Below are 16,631 nucleotides of genomic sequence, written 5' to 3' on the forward strand. Positions count from 1 at the left end.
GGCGCCGCAGCGCCCCGTTCATTGTCCCGAAAGGGTCTGTCAGGCGGACTTACGGGCGCGAGCGCCAATGCCTGCCAGCAAGCCGATGCCCAGCAGCGCCAGTGCGCCGGGTTCCGGCACCTGGCTCACCGGGTTGAGGTTCGGGTCGAACCAGATGTGGTGGTTGTCGAGCACAGGGAAAAGGCCGGCAGTGTTAGAGCCTTCCAGAACCTTGGCGTTACCCTGACCATCACCGAAGCCTACTGCCGCCGTGGTGCTGGTAGCGGTTCTTTCCCAACCCATGTCCTTATAGAAGAAACCGATGGAGCCTTCACCGACCGGCACGCCATAGTCTTCGCCACGCAGCACGAGTTGGAAGCTGTTGGTGGGGGCGCCTTGCAGGTTGTAATAGCCGACGTTGTCCCAGGTCACGATGATCTGGTTGGCAACGTCAGTGCGAACATGCACCACACCGCTCGCAGTGTTGCGGGTATCGACATCACCAAAGAACGGCGAGATGAGCGGTGCATTTGCACCCGTCGGACCGGTCGGCACATAGGCGGAAATACCGTTGCCGAAGCTGACGTTGCCGTTGGTGTTGATGTAGAGGCTGCTGTAGGTGTTGCCGAAGAAATTGACGTTGAAGCCCAGGTTCACGAACCTGAAGCCATCGTCGTTGCGGCCATCGGCTTGACCGACGTTGGCGGCGTTACCGCCACCGGTCGTGACGACGACATTACCGATGCCACCCCCGATGAGATCGGTGTAGTAGTAGTCGGAAGCAACCAGGGCAGATTGCGGTACGGTGGTGACGGCAGCCTGTGCGGCGCCGATCGCTACCACGGCGACCAGCGCGGTGGCAAGACGGCTCAGAGTGAGACCCAGTTTCATATGCATCCCTTATCGATGAGAATTGTTCGTCTCCCGGCCTGACCGGTCCGGCCAGCTGAAGAGGGCCTCAATGAAAGCAATTAATTTGCCAGGCGCTGAAAGCATTGAAAATGCTGGGGCCATGGTGGCTGAGATCAGGGCTCGTAAATTCCATCGACATCGCCAAGCAGGGATGTGTGGCTAAGCGTGTCCACGTCAGCTGCAGGAAGGGGCGACAAACGTGCCGAACCGGCGGTCGAATGGCTGGCTGATGCACATGACCTTGCCGCCGATGAACTTGAAAGAACGCATGAAACCTGCCGCCCGTGAACAAAGCGACGGTGTCTTTCCAGCGAATTCCCTGCGGGCGATCTGGCGCTGGTTGCTCCTCGCATTCGCGGTGTGCTGCCTTTTGCTGGGCATCGTCGGAGTCTTCGTGCCCGGGCTGCCGACCACAGTCTTCATCCTGATGTCCGCCTGGGCCGCGTCCCGCAGCTCGCCACGCTTCCTGGCGTGGCTGGAAGCGCACCGCCTGTTCGGTCCCAGCTTGCGCAACTGGCGTGCGGGACGCTACGTCAGCCGGCGCGCCAAGATCAGCGCAGCGCTGACCATGGCGCTCAGTTCGGCACTGCTTTTCTGGATGCAGCCCCACCCCTGGCTGGCCGAAGGCGTCACCGTGTTCATGGCGTCGGTGCTGGTGTGGCTATGGCTTCGGCCGGAGCCGCCTGCGGACTAAGCGGCCGGAAGCCGTCGCGTGGAAGTTCAGCGCATCATCCGCCCGCCGCGGCGTCGGCGCAGATCGGCGAGTTCGCCGTGCGCCGCTTTCAGCGAGCTGGCGTTGGCGTGGCAGATCGCGCAGGCCAGCGCATCGGCCGCGTCGGCCTGCGGGTCGCCGGGCAAGTCGAGCAGGCGGCGCACCATGTGCTGCACCTGTTCCTTGTTGGCCTTGCCGTAGCCGACCACGGCCTGCTTCACCTGCAACGCGGTGTACTCGGACACCGGCAGGGCGCGGCTGACCAGGCCGCAGATCGCGGCACCGCGTGCCTGGCCCAGCAGCAGCGTGGATTGGGGATTGACGTTGACGAAGACGATCTCGACCGCGGCCTCCTGCGGCGAATAGGTGTCGACAACCTGCTGCACACCCTCCAGCAGTACCCGCAGGCGTTCCGGCAGGCTGCCATCCTGCGGGCTGCGGATGCAGCCGCTGGCGACATAGCGCAACTGCGTTCCGATGCGCTCGATGACGCCGAAGCCGGTGACGCGCAGGCCGGGGTCGATGCCGAGGATGCGGGTGTTCATCGGAGCCTTGCCGCTACAGCCATCCGCTCACGGGAGCGTGCGTACATAGCGCAACTCGCGCAGGGGGCGGCCGCACAGGGTGTCGTCCATCCGCTCGATGCCATCCGGTGTGAAGCCGCTTGCGGCATATAGCGCCCGGGCCGCGGCATTGTCTGCCAGCACCCACACGCTCAGGGTGCGGCAACCGCGCTGGCGGGCCTCGTGGATAATCTGTTCGCACAATGCGCGCCCCAGGCCCTGGCGCCAGAATGCGGGCGCCACGTTGAGCACATGCAACTGGCCCGTGGGTCCCACCGTGGGTGCCGGGTCGCGGCTGGGGCCGCAGGCTGCGAAGCCGGCGATCCGGCCATCACACTCCACGACGTAGATCGAGCGTCCCGAGCTGCGGCGCAGGCGCTCATGCCAGGACGCGGCGGACTGCTCCACGGAGAAGCGCGCGATTAAGTCGGCCGGCATGATGTCGCGGTAGGCCGTCTGCGCGGCAGCGACGTGCACCTCCGCGATGCCGTGGGCATCGGTCACGACGGCGTTGCGGACTTGTGCTGCAACCTGCGTGATGCTCAGAAGACGGGTGTTCATGGGTCAGTTCGGCAGGCGTCAGTGAGGCCACTCAGGCAGGGATCGTGGGGAGTACGTAGTGATGCGCGGGGCGCGTCAGACGTCAACCTTGAAGCCAAGCTCCAGGTCGCAGGCCGCCTTGCCGCCGAGTCCCCAATTTTCCTGCGGCTGCTCGTTCAGCACGACGAAGACGTCATTGCGCGCGATGCCCAGCGCGCCGAGCTCGTCGACCAGCAGCGCGTAGAGCTGGCGCTTGGCGTCCAGCGAACGGCCGGAGAACAGGGTGATCTCGATGACGGTGAAATCTGCGCTGCGATCAGCGGGCACCGCGAAGTGCTCCGGCCGATGCGTGACGTAGCGGATCTGCCGATCGCCTTCGGGCAGCTTCAGCGCGACGCGCTGGGCACGCTCGACGGCAGCGATGATGGCCTGCACTTCCTCGGCGGGGCGTTCGCGGCGGGTTTCGATGCGGGTCAGCGGCATGTTCAGATTCCGCGGAACTGGTTGATCTCGTCGCGCGTAGCCAGCGCGACGGCGCGTGCGGCGGCGGCGAAGTGCTCGTCCTTGCCGGCGTAGAGGATGGCGCGCGAGGAGTTGATCATCAGGCCGGTGCCGTTGGGCGTGCGGCCGGCGGTCACGGTGGCCTGCACGTCGCCGCCCTGGGCGCCGACGCCGGGCACCAGCAGCGGCATGTCGCCGACGATGGCGCGCACCACGCCGAGTTCCTGCGGGAAGGTGGCGCCGACGACGAGGCCGCACTGGCCGTTGCGGTTCCACTTCTCGGCGACCAGCCGCGCGACGTGTTCGAAGAGCTTCACGCCGCCGCCGATGTCGAGGTTCTGCAGGTCCGAGCCGCCGGGGTTGGAGGTGCGGCACAGCACGATGAGGCTGCGGTCGCTCCACTCCAGGTAGGGCTCGATGGAGTCGAAGCCCATGTAGGGATTGACGGTCAGCGCGTCGGCGCCGAAACGGTCGAAAGCCTCGACCGCGTACTGGCTGGCAGTGGCGCCGATATCGCCGCGCTTGGCGTCGAGGATCACCGGGATGCCCGGGTGGCGCTGGTGGATGTAGGCGATCAGCGCTTGCAACTGCTCTTCCGCCTCAGCAGCGGCGAAATAGGCGATCTGCGGCTTGAAGGCGCAGGCGAGGTCGGCGGTGGCATCGACGATCTCGCAGCAGAAGCGGTAGATGGCGTCCGGCTGGCTGGCGAGGTGCGCCGGCAACTTCTTGACGTCGGGGTCGAGGCCGACGCAGAGCAGCGAGTCGTTGCGTTGCCAGGCGGCACGGAGGGATTCGATGAAGGTCATGGCGGGGGAAACAGGGGAACTGCAAACCCCGGCAGTTTACCGCGCGGCCATGAAAAAGCCCGGCCTTGGTCGCGCTGCTCAGCCCACGAGGCAGGGTCGGGGGATTCACTTCCACCAAGGCGCGGGGAATGCGTGGTTGGCGCAGCGGCCCGTGCCAGGCGTTTCCGTGAAGCGAAGCCCCGGAACGCAAAACGCCGACGGAAGCCCGTCCTCTGGACGAGCCCCATCGGCGTTTTCGTGGCCGCTACGCGGCCGCGTGCGGGACCGACTTACAGCTTGCCGGCGCCTGCGTTGGTAGTGGTGTAGGCCTTCACGGCGGCCTTGTCACGCACGGTGTAGCTGTAGCTGGCGGAGGGCTTCCAGAACACCGTCGGGCTGGTCGGGTCCAGCCTGGTCAGCGGGGCATTGCTGCCGACCTTGGCGACCGCCGCGGCGTAGACATCCACCACGGCGCCGTTGAGTACGGTGTCCGCTTCGTAGAAGTAGGTGCCGCAATCGGCTGCGGAGAAACCGGCTGCGGTGCACTTGTCGCGGTTGGATGTGGAAGAGCTGTAGCCGATCAGCTTGGCCGCCGTGGGGCTGGTGCCCGGCGCCACTTCGAAGACGTTGCTTTCCGCATAGATCTTGGCGGAAGTACCCAGCGTCCAGGCCTCGCCCAACTGGTACTTGGCCGACGCATTCCAGTCGACGTTGTAGTAGTTGTTGTAGACGTGCACCCGGCCGAAACGCACACGCGGCATGCGCTGGATGGTGTTCTCCCAGTAGTTGCCGTGGAAGGTCACGTCGATCTTGCCGGGGCCGTAGCTGGTCAGCGCGCTGGCCGTGTCCGAGCCGCCGAGCAGGTTCGTCTTGTCATGCTCCTTGAAGACATTGTTGGAGATGGTGACCTTCGTGCCCCCCATGGTCACGTCCACGGCGCCGTCATGGTGCTGCACCTTCTGGGTCTTCTCGTTGTACGGCGTGGCGAACGGTACCGGGAAGGTATCGTCGGTGCGCGCGCCGTCGCTGAAGGTGTTGTGGTCGATCCACACGTTTTCGGCGTTCTCCACCGAGATCAGGTCGTACTCGGAGTTCCAGCGGCCGCCCTTGACGCTGGGACAGCCGTTCGGATTCACGGTGGCGTTTACGTAAGTCTTGCTGCAGTTGCCCGTGCCCCACTGACTGCTGGTGACACTGTACGAATCCTTCGAGTCCCATCCCGGGAACATGTCATATGAATCCTCGAAGGTAATGTTGCGGATGACGACATTGGTCGCCTTGTAGTTGTTGGCCGTGTCCGCCGTCGCGGCGTCCAGCGTGCGCAACTGACCGATGCGCAGGTTGCCGTTCTTGATCAGCGCCGTGGCGCCCTTGCCGATGATCGAGGTGTTGGAGCCCACGCGCAGCACGACACGTTCGGCCTGCTTGCTCTGGAAGCACACACGCGCATCTTCGAGCACACCGCTGACCGCCGGCGGCTTGTTGTCCGATTCGACTGACTGGTCGTTCCACACGTTAGGGTCGTATGCGGCGGTATAGGCCGCAAAGTACGCCGCATGCGTGGTGTGGGCCGTGTAGTTGCACATCGCCATGTAGTTCTCTTCGGTCAGCGGCGTGTTGGCGTTGTTGACGTTGAGATCGATGGTGCCCTGCACGTAGATGATCTTGCGGCTGTTGTCGGGCGCAACAAGGCTGCCGTCTGCGTTGGTGGTCTTGTCGCCGCCGTACAGGGCCTGTACGAGTTGCAGGCGGTTGGTCACGGTGAAGATCTTCGCGGGGGTCGCGCCGCAACCGCCTTCGACGGTTGCACCCACGGCGGCCCAGCCATCCGCACCCAGCGAGCTGGGGCTGGAGTCGGTGGAGGCGGTGCAGCTCAACACGGCGCCGCCCGAAGAGGAGGACGAACTCGAAGACGAGCTGGACGAAGAGCTCGATGGCGGAGCGTTCGGGGTCGAGGTATCCGACCCGCCGCATGCGGCGAGTACGAGGGTGGCGATGATGCCCAGAGTCCAGGGCTGGCTTGCGCGAAACATTTTTGTCTTCCTCCGGAATTGCGGTGTTGTTCTGGCGACCGCTGCCGGAGGAGTGCTGCGCGTCCCCGGCATTGGGGCCGGGGATGGAGGCTAAAGGCCAAACAGTGTCGGGAAACTGGCCTGCGCAAATATATTGTTTGCCGTACCAACTAAATCACAGACCTCCTCCTGAGCCAGGGTTTTCCCGGATTGGTATCCGGCAACGCCTGGCGGGAGGGGCCTTTGAAAAGAAAAAAGCCGCGTATCGCAACGCGGCTTTTTTCTTGTCTGCGGAGGGGCGTCAGGCCGGCACGCCGGCTGCATGCGCCTGCTGATCCGCCCAGTAGCTCGAACGCACCATGGGGCCGCAGGCGGCGTTCTTGAAGCCCATCTTGTAGGCCTCGGTCTCGAACATCTTGAAGGTGTCCGGATGCACGTAGCGCAGCACCGGCAGGTGGCCGGCGGAGGGTTGCAGGTACTGGCCGATGGTCAGCATGTCCACGTCGTGGGCGCGCATGTCGCGCATGACTTCGAGGATTTCCTCGTCGGTTTCGCCCAGGCCCAGCATCAGGCCGCTCTTGGTGGGCACGTCCGGGTGGTTGGCCTTGAAGTCCCTCAACAGCTTCAGCGAGTAGGCGTAGTCGGAACCCGGGCGGGCGGCCTTGTAGAGGCGCGGCACGGTTTCCAGGTTGTGGTTCATGACGTCCGGCGGCGCTTCGGTGAAGATCTTCAGCGCGACTTCGGCGCGGCCGCGGAAGTCCGGCACCAGGACTTCGATCTGGGTGCTGGGGCTGGCGGCGCGGGTTTCGCGGATGCAGTCGACGAAGTGCTGGGCGCCACCGTCGCGCAGGTCGTCGCGGTCCACCGAGGTGATGACGACGTAGCGCAGGCGCATCGCCGCGATGGTCTTGGCGAGGTCAGCCGGCTCGTTGGGGTTGAGCGGGTCAGGGCGGCCGTGGCCGACGTCGCAGAAGGGGCAGCGACGGGTGCAGATGTCGCCCATGATCATGAAGGTGGCGGTGCCCTTGCCGAAACACTCGTGGATGTTGGGGCAGGAGGCTTCCTCGCAGACGGTGTGCAGCTTGTGTTCGCGCAGCGTGTCCTTGATCTCGTTGAAGCGCGAGACTTCTTCGCCGGTACCCAGGCGGATGCGGATCCACTCCGGCTTCTTCAGCTTCTCGGCCGGCACGATCTTGATGGGGATGCGTGCCGTCTTGAGTTCGCCACGCTGCTTCTTCACGTTCTGATCCATCTGCCTTCTTTCTTCTTCAGTGCCCGCCTGGTACGGGGTAGTGCTCTTCAAGCAAGCCGGCCAGTCGTGTGGCCAGTTGCTCATGGGCTTGGGCGACGGTAATCGCCAGGCCCGAATTCTCCGCTTTCTCCACTTCGGCCTTCACCTGCGTGGTGGCCAGTCCTTCATAGCCGCAGGGGTTGATGCGGCCGAAGGGGGACAGGTCCATGTCCACGTTCAGCGCCAGGCCGTGATAGCTGCAGCCACGGCTGATTTTCAGCCCCAGCGCGGCGATCTTGGCCTCGCCGACATACACGCCGGGCGCGCCCTCGCGGCGCTCCGCGGCGATGCCCCAGCCGGCCAGCACGTCGATCAGCGCCTGCTCCATCAGCCGCACCAGCTCGCGCACCTTGAGGTTGCGGCGGTGCAGGTCGATCAGCAGATACACCATGGCCTGACCGGGCCCGTGGTAGGTGATCTGGCCACCGCGGTCGATCTTCACGACCGGGACTTCGCTGGCCTGCAGCAGGTGTTCCGCCTTGCCGGCGAGGCCGAGTGTATAGACCGGGGGGTGCTGCAACAACCACAACTCGTCCGGGGTTTCCGGGCCGCGGCTGGCGGTGAAGGCCTGCATGGCCTGCCAGGTGGGGGCGTAGTCGGCGGTGCCGAGCTGGCGCAGGAGGATGGGCGAAGCCGGGGCGGGCGCAGCCGGAGCCTGCCCGTCACCCGTCGTCACCGCATCCGCCAGCAGCATTACAGGACGACCTTCACCATCGGATGGCTGCTCAGCTCGCGGTACAGGTTGTCCAGCTGGTCCTGCGAGGTGGCGTTGATGGTGCAGGTGAGCGCAAGGTAGTTGCCGTTGGAGGACGCGCGCATCTCCATGGTGGCGCCGTCGAAGTCCGGCGCATGGCGCTGCACGACGGCGAGCACCACCTGCGCGAAGTCGTCCGCGCGCGCTCCCATGATCTTCAGGGGGAAGTCGGTGGGAAATTCCAGCAGGGTGGTGCGTTCGCTCATGGTCGTGTGCTGCTCGTTGCTTGGTTACTTCAACATCGCTTCGACATCGTTACTTCAGCATCAGGCGGATGCTGTCCCACGCGCGGCGGAAGATGCCGGCCGGGGCCACGTCCTGCAGGGCCACCACCGGATACTCGCCAAGGCTCTGCCCGGCCAGGCTCAGCTTCAGCGTGCCGACGCGGTCGCCCGACTTGACGGGGGCGATCAGCGGCTGGCGGCTTTCCAACTGTACGGCGAGCGCATTGGCCAGGTCACGCGGCACCGCGACGACGAAATCGTTGCGGAAGCCGACCTTGAGCTGGCGCTCGGCACCTTTCCAGACCTCGAATTCCTTGACCGGCTGGTTGGCACCGTAGAGCTTCACCGCGTCCCAGGCCTGGAAGCCGTAGTTCAGCAGCTTCTGCGATTCCTGCGCGCGTGCAGATTCAGATGTGGTGCCGGTCACCACGGAAATCAAGCGGCGCGGGCCGCGCTTGGCCGAGGCCACCAGGTTGTAGCCGGCGGCATCGGTGTGGCCGGTCTTCATGCCGTCGACGCTGGGGTCGGTCCACAGCAGGCGGTTGCGGTTCTCCTGCTTGATGTTGTTGTAGGTGAAGTCGCGCTTGGCGTAGATCGGGTAGTACTCGGGGAAGTCGCGGATCAGCGCGGCGGACAGGTTCACCAGGTCGCGCACGCTGGTGGTGTGGCCCGGCTCGGTGAGGCCGGTGGTGTTGGTGAACCTGGTGGCCTTGAGGCCCAGGCGCTGGGCTTCGCGGTTCATCATGCCGACGAAGCGCTCTTCCGTGCCGGCGACCGTCTCGGCCAGCGCGATGCAGGCGTCATTGCCGGACTGGATGATCATGCCGTGGATCAGATCGTTGACGCTGACCGGCTTGCGGATGTCGATGAACATGCGCGAGCCGCCGGTGCGCCAGGCCTTTTCCGACGCGGTGACCAGCTGGTCGTTCGTGATGCTCTTGTTCTTCAGTGCATTGAAGACCACGTAGGCGGTCATCAGCTTGGTGAGCGAGGCCGGTTCGACGGTCTGGTCCGGATTGCTGGACGCCAGGATCTGCTGGGCGTTGACGTCGTAGAGGACCCAGGCACGGGCGGCGACCGTGGGTGGCACCGGCATCTGCGCGGCGGCGACGGTCGGCGTCTGCGCGGGGGCGGTCTGGGCAAGCGTGGTCAGCGGCAGCAGGCCGGCGATCAGGGTGAGAAAAAGCTTCTTCATCTGGATAGGCAATTGGCAGGTAGTGTGCAACGTGGCAATGGGAAAAAGGGATCGGGCTTGGGGTTGCCGCCCGCTGCGTCAGCGCTGGACCACCAGCGGCTTCAGCTTGAGCTTGCGGGCAATCGCCGCCGCATCCGCCTGCGCCGCCTGCGCGGTGCCATAGGGCCCGGCCTGCAGGCGATGGCGGTCGGATTCGGACACCACGTGCAGCGGGACGTTCAGGTCGCGGACTTCCTGGCGCACGTAGTCGCGGAAGCTCTCGGCGTTGCGCAGCGTGCCGAAGGCGCCCAGTTGCAAGTAGGTGCCGGGGCTCAAGGCCTCGGGTGGCATGGCGGTGATGGCGGCTTCATGCGCCTGCGCATTGGCGCTCTCGGTGAGCACCACCATGGCGGGCACCGGCGGTGGGGGTGACGGATCCGGCTTGCGGATCGGCGGGATGTTCTTCGCCAGCACCGTGACCTCGCCCGGAATGATGGTTTCGACGATCACCTCGGCATGGCCGTTGTCGATGTAACCGAGCTTCCAGGCGGCGGCGTAGGAAAGGTCGATCAGCCGGCTGCGCAGGAAGGGGCCGCGGTCGTTGATGCGCACCACCACCGAGCGGCCGTTGCTGAGCAGCGTCACGCGGGCGTAACTGGGGATCGGCAAGGTGGGGTGGGCGGCCGTCATGGCGTACATGTCGTACACCTCGCCGCTGGAGGTCTTCTTGCCGTGGAAGCGGCGGCCATACCAGCTGGCGATGCCCTCGGCGCGATAGGGGGCGATCTCCACCATCGGGGTGAAGGTCTGGCCGAGGGCCGAGTACGGACGGTTGGCGAAACGGTGCAGGGGCTCGCTGCGTGGCTCGGCATCCGGAATCGCCGCCAGGTCGGGGGGCGGATTACTGCCCGGCCCGTCGTCCATGTAATAGCCCCCGCCTTTCCCGCCGGTCGGCGCGGGCTGCGGCGTGGGGGCGTCCGTCCGGGTGGCAGGGGCTGTCGGCGCTACCGGCGGCTGGCTGGTACTGGCGCAGGCGGCCAGCAACAGGCTCAACACCAGTGGCAGCAGGCGGGACGGCGTGCGGAGCGAAAGAAGTGACAGGGGCAGGACGGGCACGGGCGGGTAAGGAACAGGCCTGCAAAGCAGGTGCAGCAAGCGGTCGCCATGATACCGCAGGCCTTCCGACCCATCCCGGCTTCAAAAACCGCGTTTTGCGCAGCGCGGCATGGGAAAAACGCAACGGATTGGGTCAAATGAATGGTTTTCCCGATGGCCTAATTCAGTTATGGTGCTGAAACCGTTGCGAACAGCCCTGTTCGTGACGAGAAAAATACAAAAATCGAGACAAAATCTTGAAATTGACCACAATTTCTGGGTTCCACACCGAGTCGGTGTCACTGCGCGTCGTACCGAAGCCTGCTCCGGCAGGCTGAGTCCGGTTTCCTGGAAATCCCGGTCCATCGTCCGCAGCCTCGGCAGGTGCGGGCCTTTTGACGCTCTGCGTCGCTGGACCAGCCGGGGATTTCTGTCGTGAGTGCCATCAGTTCCGCGCCTTTGCCGGGCGCCGTCATCGCTTCACCCACCCGCCCGCCGCTGGCATTCGCCAGCAGCAATGCCTTCGGCATCTTCATGGCCGTGGTCGCCTTCGTGGTCGTGGCCGGCTATGTGTTCTGGCTGACGCCGTACCAGGAGTTCATCTTCAGCGACATGAAGAACTACTGGACGCAGGCCATGAAGCGTCTGGCCGGCAACGAGTTCGACGATTCCCAGTTCGTGGCCTGGCCGCCGATGTTCCACATCGTGCTGGCGGAGATCTTCCGCATCCTGAAGAACATCGGGCTGGAAAACTGGATCCGCATCGAGACGCCGCTGGTCCTCAACGTGCTGATCTTCTCGGCGTCGGTCTACGCGGTGCACCGGGTGGCCGCGCGCTGGTTCGACCAGGCCTGGCTGGTGCTGCTGGTCAGCGCGCTGTATGCCTTCGGCTTCCCGGCGCTGTACTTCAACGCCTTCCTGCTCGGCGAGAACATCGGCGGCCCGTTGCTGGTGATCGCCATCTCCATCCTGCTACGGCGCAACACCTGGACCTGGGTGGTCGCCTCCGCCGTGCTGTTCGGCCTGGCTACCATCATCCGGCCGTCGCTGGGGCCGTACGGCCTGGCCTTCGTCGCGTTCCTGCTGGCCCGCGACGGGCTGACGCGGCGCTTCATCGCGCAGGCCGCAGTGTTCACCGCCGTGTTCTTCGCGCTGGTGACGCTGGCCAGCGCCGAGGTGTCGCGCATATCGGGCGGTCGCGTAAACGCCTTGTCGGCCAACGGCGGGCTGGACTTCTTCATCGCCAACTCGGACTACCACCGCGTCGACCTGAGCTACGACGGCTGGCATTTCTTCGTCGTGGTGCCGGCGCAGTCCTGGAAGCCCGAGAACGGCGTGTTCTACACCAACGTGCCTTTCTACAAGCAGGACTACTACTTCTCGCTTGGCTGGCAGGCGGTGCAGCGCAACCCGATGCGCCTGCTCTACAACGTGGGCGAACTGCGCAACCTGTTCTTCGCCGACATGCTGCCATCACGTTACGACGCGCCGGGCTTCCGCTTCTGGCGGCCGGTGTGGGACTGGTTCAAGTTCCTGATGTTCGTGCCGCTCGGCCTGTTCTTCTGGGCGCGGCGCGACGTGCTGGCGGGCCACAACGGGCGGGAGCGGCATGCCGCCTTCGTGATGCTGTCGTCGATCCTTGGCGTGACCTTCGTGGTGAGCTTCATCTTCACCGGCGAGCCGCGCTACACCTACACGATCATCTTCGTGTTCTACCTGCTGTTCTTCAAGCTCGTGGAGCTGGTGGCGATCGACTGGCGGAAGTGGGTGCGGCCCGCCCTGATCTACAGCGTCATCGTCGCCGTGTTCGCAACGACGATGGCCTTCGCGATTGCTGCACTGCGGCCTGTGTATCCCGTCACGATAGAGGGGACGTTCGCCCCGGCCACCACTGAACCGGTCACAACGAAGGCTGCCGAAGCCTCATCGTCCGGGCCGTTCCTCATCGGCCGTGTGCGCTTCCCGTTCAATCGCAAGAACGAGGCGCTGGTGCATGAGGACCGGCCGGAGATTTCGACGGAGAAGGCGGGGAAGGTGCGCTTGCGCACGCGCATGGAAGTGCTGGGGGAGGCGCCGCTGCAGATCGGTTTCCGCGTCTATAGCAGCTGGGGGTTCCAGCTCAGGGTGAACGGGCAGCCGACGGTGACCAACGAGGCGCCGGACTACTTCCACGAAACGGAAGGTTCGGCGGTGCTCAGCCCGGGCATGTACGACCTGGAGCTGGAGGCCGACTACCTGCCGCGTTCGGGCGGGCTGTCATCCAACTACTTCTACTACGACTCCGAAGACGACTGGCGTCTGCGTCGCGCATTGGGGGTGAGCTCCGATCGGGTGCGTTTCCACCTGCCCGGCTCGCAAACGCCGTGATCGACGGCGGCGACAGTACGACAAGAACGACAATGATGGAGACTGGGCCACACCATGACTACGCAGCTTCAGGATGCGGTGATTCCCGCGCTGAGCATCGTCCTGCCGACCTATAACGAGCGCGAGAACATCCAGCTGCTGCTGGCCGAGCTGCCGAAGGTGCTGACGATTCCCTACGAGGCGATCGTCGTCGACGACAACTCGCCCGACCTCACCTGGCAGGTGGTGCGCGACATCGCCGCCACGCAGGCGAACGTGCACCTCCTGCACCGCACCACGGTGCGCGGCCTCACCTCGGCGATCAACGACGGCATCAAGCTGGCGCGTGCGCCGCTGGTGATGTGGATGGACGTGGACCTGTCGATGCCGCCGGCGAAGATCAACGACCTGCTGGCGGCGATCCGTGCCGGCGCCGACGTGGCCGTGGGTTCGCGCTACGTGCCGGGCGGCGGCGACGCACGCGCGGTCAGCTTCCATCTCACCGTGCAGCTGATGCTCAGCAAGGTGCTGTCCATCATCGGCGGCTGGTTGCTGGGCTGCCGCTTCCGCGACTGGTCCTCGGGCTTCATCGTGCTGAAGCGCGACCTGCTGCGCGACTACGACCTGCGCGGCGACTACGGCGAGTACTTCATCGATCTCATCTACACGCTGATCAAGCACAAGCGCGCGAAGGTGGTGGAAGTGCCCTACGTGCTGACCGCCCGCCAGATCGGCGAATCCAAGACCGCCACCAACCTGTGGGGCCTGGTACGGCGGGGCCGCAAGTACCTGACGACGGTCTGGCACCTGCGCTTCGGCAAGGCGGCGGCATGAACACGCTGGCGCTCATCCTCGTATCGTGCGTGCTAACGGCCATCGGCCAGATCGCCTTCAAGTGGGGCATGCAGGGCTTCGCCGACGTGCAGGTGGCGAGTGTCGGGCTGCCGCGCCTGCTGTGGAACATCTTCACCACGCCCAGCATCGTGATCGGCTTCGCGGCCTTCGGCCTCGGCGCGGTGCTATGGTTGTTCGCACTGGCCAAGGCGGAGCTGTCCTACGCGGTGCCGCTGGCCAGCATCACCTACGTGCTGGTGCTGGTGGCCGGGGTACTGCTGTTCAAGGAGCCGCTGACGCTGGGCAAGATTGCAGGCACCGCGCTGGTCGCCGCCGGGGTGGTACTGGTATCGATGAAGTAAGCCGTGCAAGGAATGTTCAGGGAGACATGACCTGCCTATAGACCGACGACAGTCGGCACAACTATAAAAAGTCGGAGAGGCCCGACAGCAAGACAGCCAAAGGAGCCAGGCATGATCGAGGAAATCGTCGACCGGGGTATGTTGCTCGCCATCATCGTGCGCAACGAGTACGACAAACCGGGCATTTCGTTCTTTACCCCCAACGAGCTGTCGCAACAGCTCGCCTACATGCATCACCCGCAAGGCAAGCTGATCGAACCGCACGTTCATAACGAAGTGAAGCGCGAGGTCAGCTATACGCAGGAGGTGCTGTTCATCAAGCGCGGCAAGCTGCGCGTGGACTTCTACAGCGTGGAGCGCGAGTACCTGCACAGCCGCGTGCTGCTGCCGGGCGACGTCGTCCTGCTGGCCACCGGCGGCCACGGCTTCGAGGTGCTCGAAGAGCTGCAGATGATCGAAGTGAAGCAGGGGCCCTACTCCGGCGATCACGACAAGACCCGCTTCAAGCCCGAAGTGGATCAGCCACTGCGCATCCTGGGGTGAGCATGAGCGACAGCAACCAGGCGCCAGCGCCGATCCCGCCGATTCCGGTTAATGAGCCCCTGCTCGACGGACGCGAGAAGCAATACCTGCTGGAGTGCATCGAGACCGGCTGGATCTCGTCCGAAGGGCCTTTCGTCGCCCGTTTCGAGCAGGCCTTCGCGGCGCGTGTCGGGCGCAAGCACGGCATCGCCGTGGCCAACGGCTCGGTGGCGCTGGATGCCGCCGTGGTGGCGCTGGGCATCGGGCCGGGTGACGAAGTCATCGTGCCCACCTTCACCATCATCTCCTGCGCGGCCGCCATCGTCCGCGCAGGCGCGGTGCCGGTGGTGGTGGACAGCGACCCGCTCACCTGGAACATGGATCTCGACCAGGTGGAGGCACGCATCACACCGCGCACCAAGGCAATCATGGCGGTGCACATCTACGGCCTGCCGACCGACATGCTGCGCCTGCAGGCGATTGCCGACCGCCACGGCCTGGCGATCATCGAGGACGCCGCCGAGGCGCACGGCCTCACCTGCGCCGGCCGGCCCTGCGGCAGCTTCGGCAACCTCTCCACCTTCAGCTTCTACCCCAACAAGCACATCACCACCGGCGAAGGCGGCATGATCGTCACCGACGACGATGCGCTGGCCGAGCGTTGCCGCAGCCTGCGCAACCTGTGCTTCCAGCCGGCGCGCCGCTTCGTGCATGAAGAGCTGGGCTGGAACTTCCGCCTCACCAACCTGCAGGCCGCGCTCGGTGTGGCGCAACTGGAGCGGCTGGACGAGTTCGTGCCGATCAAGCGTCGCATGGGGGCCGCCTATACCCAGCGCCTGAGCGACCTGCCCGGCGTGCAGCTGCCGCTGCCGCGCACCGACTATGCCGACAACATCTACTGGGTGTTCGGCGTGGTGCTGGGGCCGGAGCACGACATGGACGCAGCGGCGGCGATGAAGAAACTGGGCGAGTACAGGATCGGTACCCGTCCCTTCTTCTGGCCGATGCACGAGCAACCCGTGTTCCACAAGATGGGTCTGCTCAAGGGCGAGTCGCATCCGGTCGCGGAGAACATCGCGCGTCGCGGCTTCTACGTGCCCAGCGGGCTGGCGCTGACCGAGGCGCAGATCGACCGCGTCAGCACGGTCATGCACGAAGTGTTCGGCAAGTCCTGAGAGGCTGAGAGGAATCCATGAGCGTTTTCGGAGACACCTACGCGCGCTACTACGCGCTGTTGTATCGCGACAAGGATTACGCGGGCGAGGCGGACTTCGTCGCCACCCTGTTGCGCGAACATGCGCCAGAGGCACGCAGCATCGTGGAGTTCGGCTGCGGTGGCGGCAAGCACGCGGCCCTGCTGGGCGAGCGCGGCTTTGCCGTGACCGGCGTGGATCGCAGCCCCGGCATGCTGGACGAGGCGCGCGCCTTCGCCGCCACGCGTGCGACGGACGTCACCGCGCGGCTGGATTTCGCGCAGGGCGACTTCACCTCCGCGCAGCTGGGCAAGCGCTTCGACTGCGCCATCTCGCTGTTCCACGTGGTCAGCTACATGCCGGACAACGCGGCGCTGAAGGCGGCCTTCGCCACTGCGCGCCGCCACATCGAGACCGGCGGCGTGTTCCTGTTCGACGTCTGGCACGGCCCCGCCGTGCTGACCGAGCGCCCGAGCACGCGCATCAAGCGTATGGCGGACGAGCGCATCGAGGTGACGCGACTGGCCGAGTCCACGCTGCATCCGAACGAATGCCTGGTGGATGTGAACTACCAGGTCTTCGTGCGCGACCGCTCCGACCGCACGGTGGACGAAATCCGCGAGACCCATCGCATGCGCTACCTGTTTCCGCCGGAGATCGAGCTGTTCGCCGACCTGTCCGGCTTCAGGGTCGAGCACAGCTGCGAGTGGATGACCCGTAAGCAGCCGGACGACCGCAGCTGGGGCGTCTGCTACGTGCTGCGCGCCGTATAACAGACGCGATCGCCGGAAGACAAAGGGCCGCATGCGCGGCCCTTTGTCTTTTGAGGATT

18 protein-coding genes are annotated in these 16,631 nt (G+C 65.2%); 7 read left to right on the forward strand and 11 right to left on the reverse strand.

Annotated elements, in window-relative coordinates; translation table 11 throughout:
• Nucleotides 1-39 precede the first annotated feature (39 nt).
• Nucleotides 40-876, reverse strand: coding sequence for a nidogen-like domain-containing protein (locus VVD47_RS12140; RefSeq protein WP_327603729.1), 837 nt, complete (start codon nt 874-876; stop codon nt 40-42).
• Nucleotides 877-1,126: 250 nt separating this feature from the next.
• Here VVD47_RS12140 and VVD47_RS12145 point away from each other — a divergent pair, with 250 nt between their 5' ends.
• Nucleotides 1,127-1,585 carry a YbaN family protein gene (locus VVD47_RS12145; protein WP_327603730.1) on the forward strand — a complete coding sequence of 153 codons (459 nt, stop codon included), beginning with the start codon at nt 1,127-1,129 and terminating at the stop codon, nt 1,583-1,585.
• Nucleotides 1,586-1,611: 26 nt separating this feature from the next.
• Here VVD47_RS12145 and ruvC read toward each other — a convergent pair whose 3' ends face one another.
• The 10 genes from ruvC to VVD47_RS12195 form a co-directional block, all read right to left on the reverse strand.
• Nucleotides 1,612-2,148, reverse strand: a complete 537-nt coding sequence (ruvC, locus tag VVD47_RS12150; protein ID WP_327603731.1) for a crossover junction endodeoxyribonuclease RuvC — start codon at nt 2,146-2,148, stop codon at nt 1,612-1,614.
• Nucleotides 2,149-2,175: 27 nt separating this feature from the next.
• On the reverse strand, nt 2,176-2,727 hold the full coding sequence (locus tag VVD47_RS12155; RefSeq protein WP_327603732.1) for a GNAT family N-acetyltransferase: 552 nt from the start codon (nt 2,725-2,727) through the stop codon (nt 2,176-2,178).
• Nucleotides 2,728-2,802: 75 nt separating this feature from the next.
• Nucleotides 2,803-3,189, reverse strand: coding sequence for a tautomerase family protein (locus VVD47_RS12160; RefSeq protein WP_327603733.1), 387 nt, complete (start codon nt 3,187-3,189; stop codon nt 2,803-2,805).
• A 2-nt stretch (nt 3,190-3,191) separates the two neighbouring features.
• Nucleotides 3,192-4,013: an orotidine-5'-phosphate decarboxylase gene (gene pyrF, locus VVD47_RS12165; protein ID WP_327603734.1), complete on the reverse strand. Its 822-nt coding sequence runs from the start codon at nt 4,011-4,013 to the stop codon at nt 3,192-3,194.
• Nucleotides 4,014-4,282: 269 nt separating this feature from the next.
• Entirely contained in the window at nt 4,283-6,025 is a 1,743-nt protein-coding gene (locus tag VVD47_RS12170; RefSeq protein WP_327603735.1) for a pectate lyase family protein, read from the reverse strand.
• Between the two features lie 280 nt (nt 6,026-6,305).
• Entirely contained in the window at nt 6,306-7,256 is a 951-nt protein-coding gene (gene lipA, locus VVD47_RS12175; RefSeq protein WP_327603736.1) for a lipoyl synthase, read from the reverse strand.
• A gap of 16 nt (nt 7,257-7,272) precedes the next feature.
• A complete protein-coding gene (lipB, locus tag VVD47_RS12180; RefSeq protein WP_327603737.1) occupies nt 7,273-7,989 on the reverse strand; it encodes a lipoyl(octanoyl) transferase LipB in 717 nt (238 codons plus the stop codon).
• A complete protein-coding gene (locus VVD47_RS12185) occupies nt 7,989-8,255 on the reverse strand; it encodes a YbeD family protein (RefSeq protein WP_327603738.1) in 267 nt (88 codons plus the stop codon). The genes lipB and VVD47_RS12185 overlap by 1 nt, the downstream gene beginning before the upstream one ends.
• A 49-nt stretch (nt 8,256-8,304) precedes the next feature.
• Entirely contained in the window at nt 8,305-9,468 is a 1,164-nt protein-coding gene (locus tag VVD47_RS12190) for a D-alanyl-D-alanine carboxypeptidase family protein (RefSeq protein WP_327603739.1), read from the reverse strand.
• A 78-nt stretch (nt 9,469-9,546) separates the two neighbouring features.
• The gene (locus tag VVD47_RS12195) at nt 9,547-10,563 is read right to left on the reverse strand and encodes a septal ring lytic transglycosylase RlpA family protein (RefSeq protein ID WP_327603740.1); all 1,017 of its coding nucleotides are present in this window, start codon (nt 10,561-10,563) and stop codon (nt 9,547-9,549) included.
• Between the two features lie 414 nt (nt 10,564-10,977).
• On the opposite strand from VVD47_RS12195, the gene VVD47_RS12200 reads away from it, so the two are divergent.
• The 6 genes from VVD47_RS12200 (at nt 10,978) to VVD47_RS12225 (ending at nt 16,572) form a co-directional block, all read left to right on the forward strand.
• Nucleotides 10,978-12,909, forward strand: a complete 1,932-nt coding sequence (locus VVD47_RS12200) for a hypothetical protein (RefSeq protein WP_327603741.1) — start codon at nt 10,978-10,980, stop codon at nt 12,907-12,909.
• A 54-nt stretch (nt 12,910-12,963) separates the two neighbouring features.
• Nucleotides 12,964-13,722, forward strand: coding sequence for a glycosyltransferase (locus VVD47_RS12205; protein WP_327603742.1), 759 nt, complete (start codon nt 12,964-12,966; stop codon nt 13,720-13,722).
• Nucleotides 13,719-14,084, forward strand: coding sequence for an EamA family transporter (locus VVD47_RS12210; protein WP_327603743.1), 366 nt, complete (start codon nt 13,719-13,721; stop codon nt 14,082-14,084). The genes VVD47_RS12205 and VVD47_RS12210 overlap by 4 nt, the downstream gene beginning before the upstream one ends.
• Nucleotides 14,085-14,195: 111 nt before the next feature.
• Complete coding sequence (locus VVD47_RS12215) at nt 14,196-14,627, forward strand: hypothetical protein (protein WP_327603744.1); 432 nt, start codon at nt 14,196-14,198, stop codon at nt 14,625-14,627.
• A gap of 2 nt (nt 14,628-14,629) precedes the next feature.
• Nucleotides 14,630-15,781 (forward strand): DegT/DnrJ/EryC1/StrS family aminotransferase, encoded by a 1,152-nt coding sequence (locus tag VVD47_RS12220; protein WP_327603745.1) that lies wholly within the window; start codon nt 14,630-14,632, stop codon nt 15,779-15,781.
• A gap of 17 nt (nt 15,782-15,798) precedes the next feature.
• Entirely contained in the window at nt 15,799-16,572 is a 774-nt protein-coding gene (locus VVD47_RS12225; RefSeq protein ID WP_327603746.1) for a class I SAM-dependent DNA methyltransferase, read from the forward strand.
• The last annotated feature ends 59 nt before the right edge of the window (nt 16,573-16,631 follow it).

Source organism: Uliginosibacterium sp. H1 (genome assembly GCF_036017065.1).
Taxonomy (GTDB): domain Bacteria; phylum Pseudomonadota; class Gammaproteobacteria; order Burkholderiales; family Rhodocyclaceae; genus Uliginosibacterium.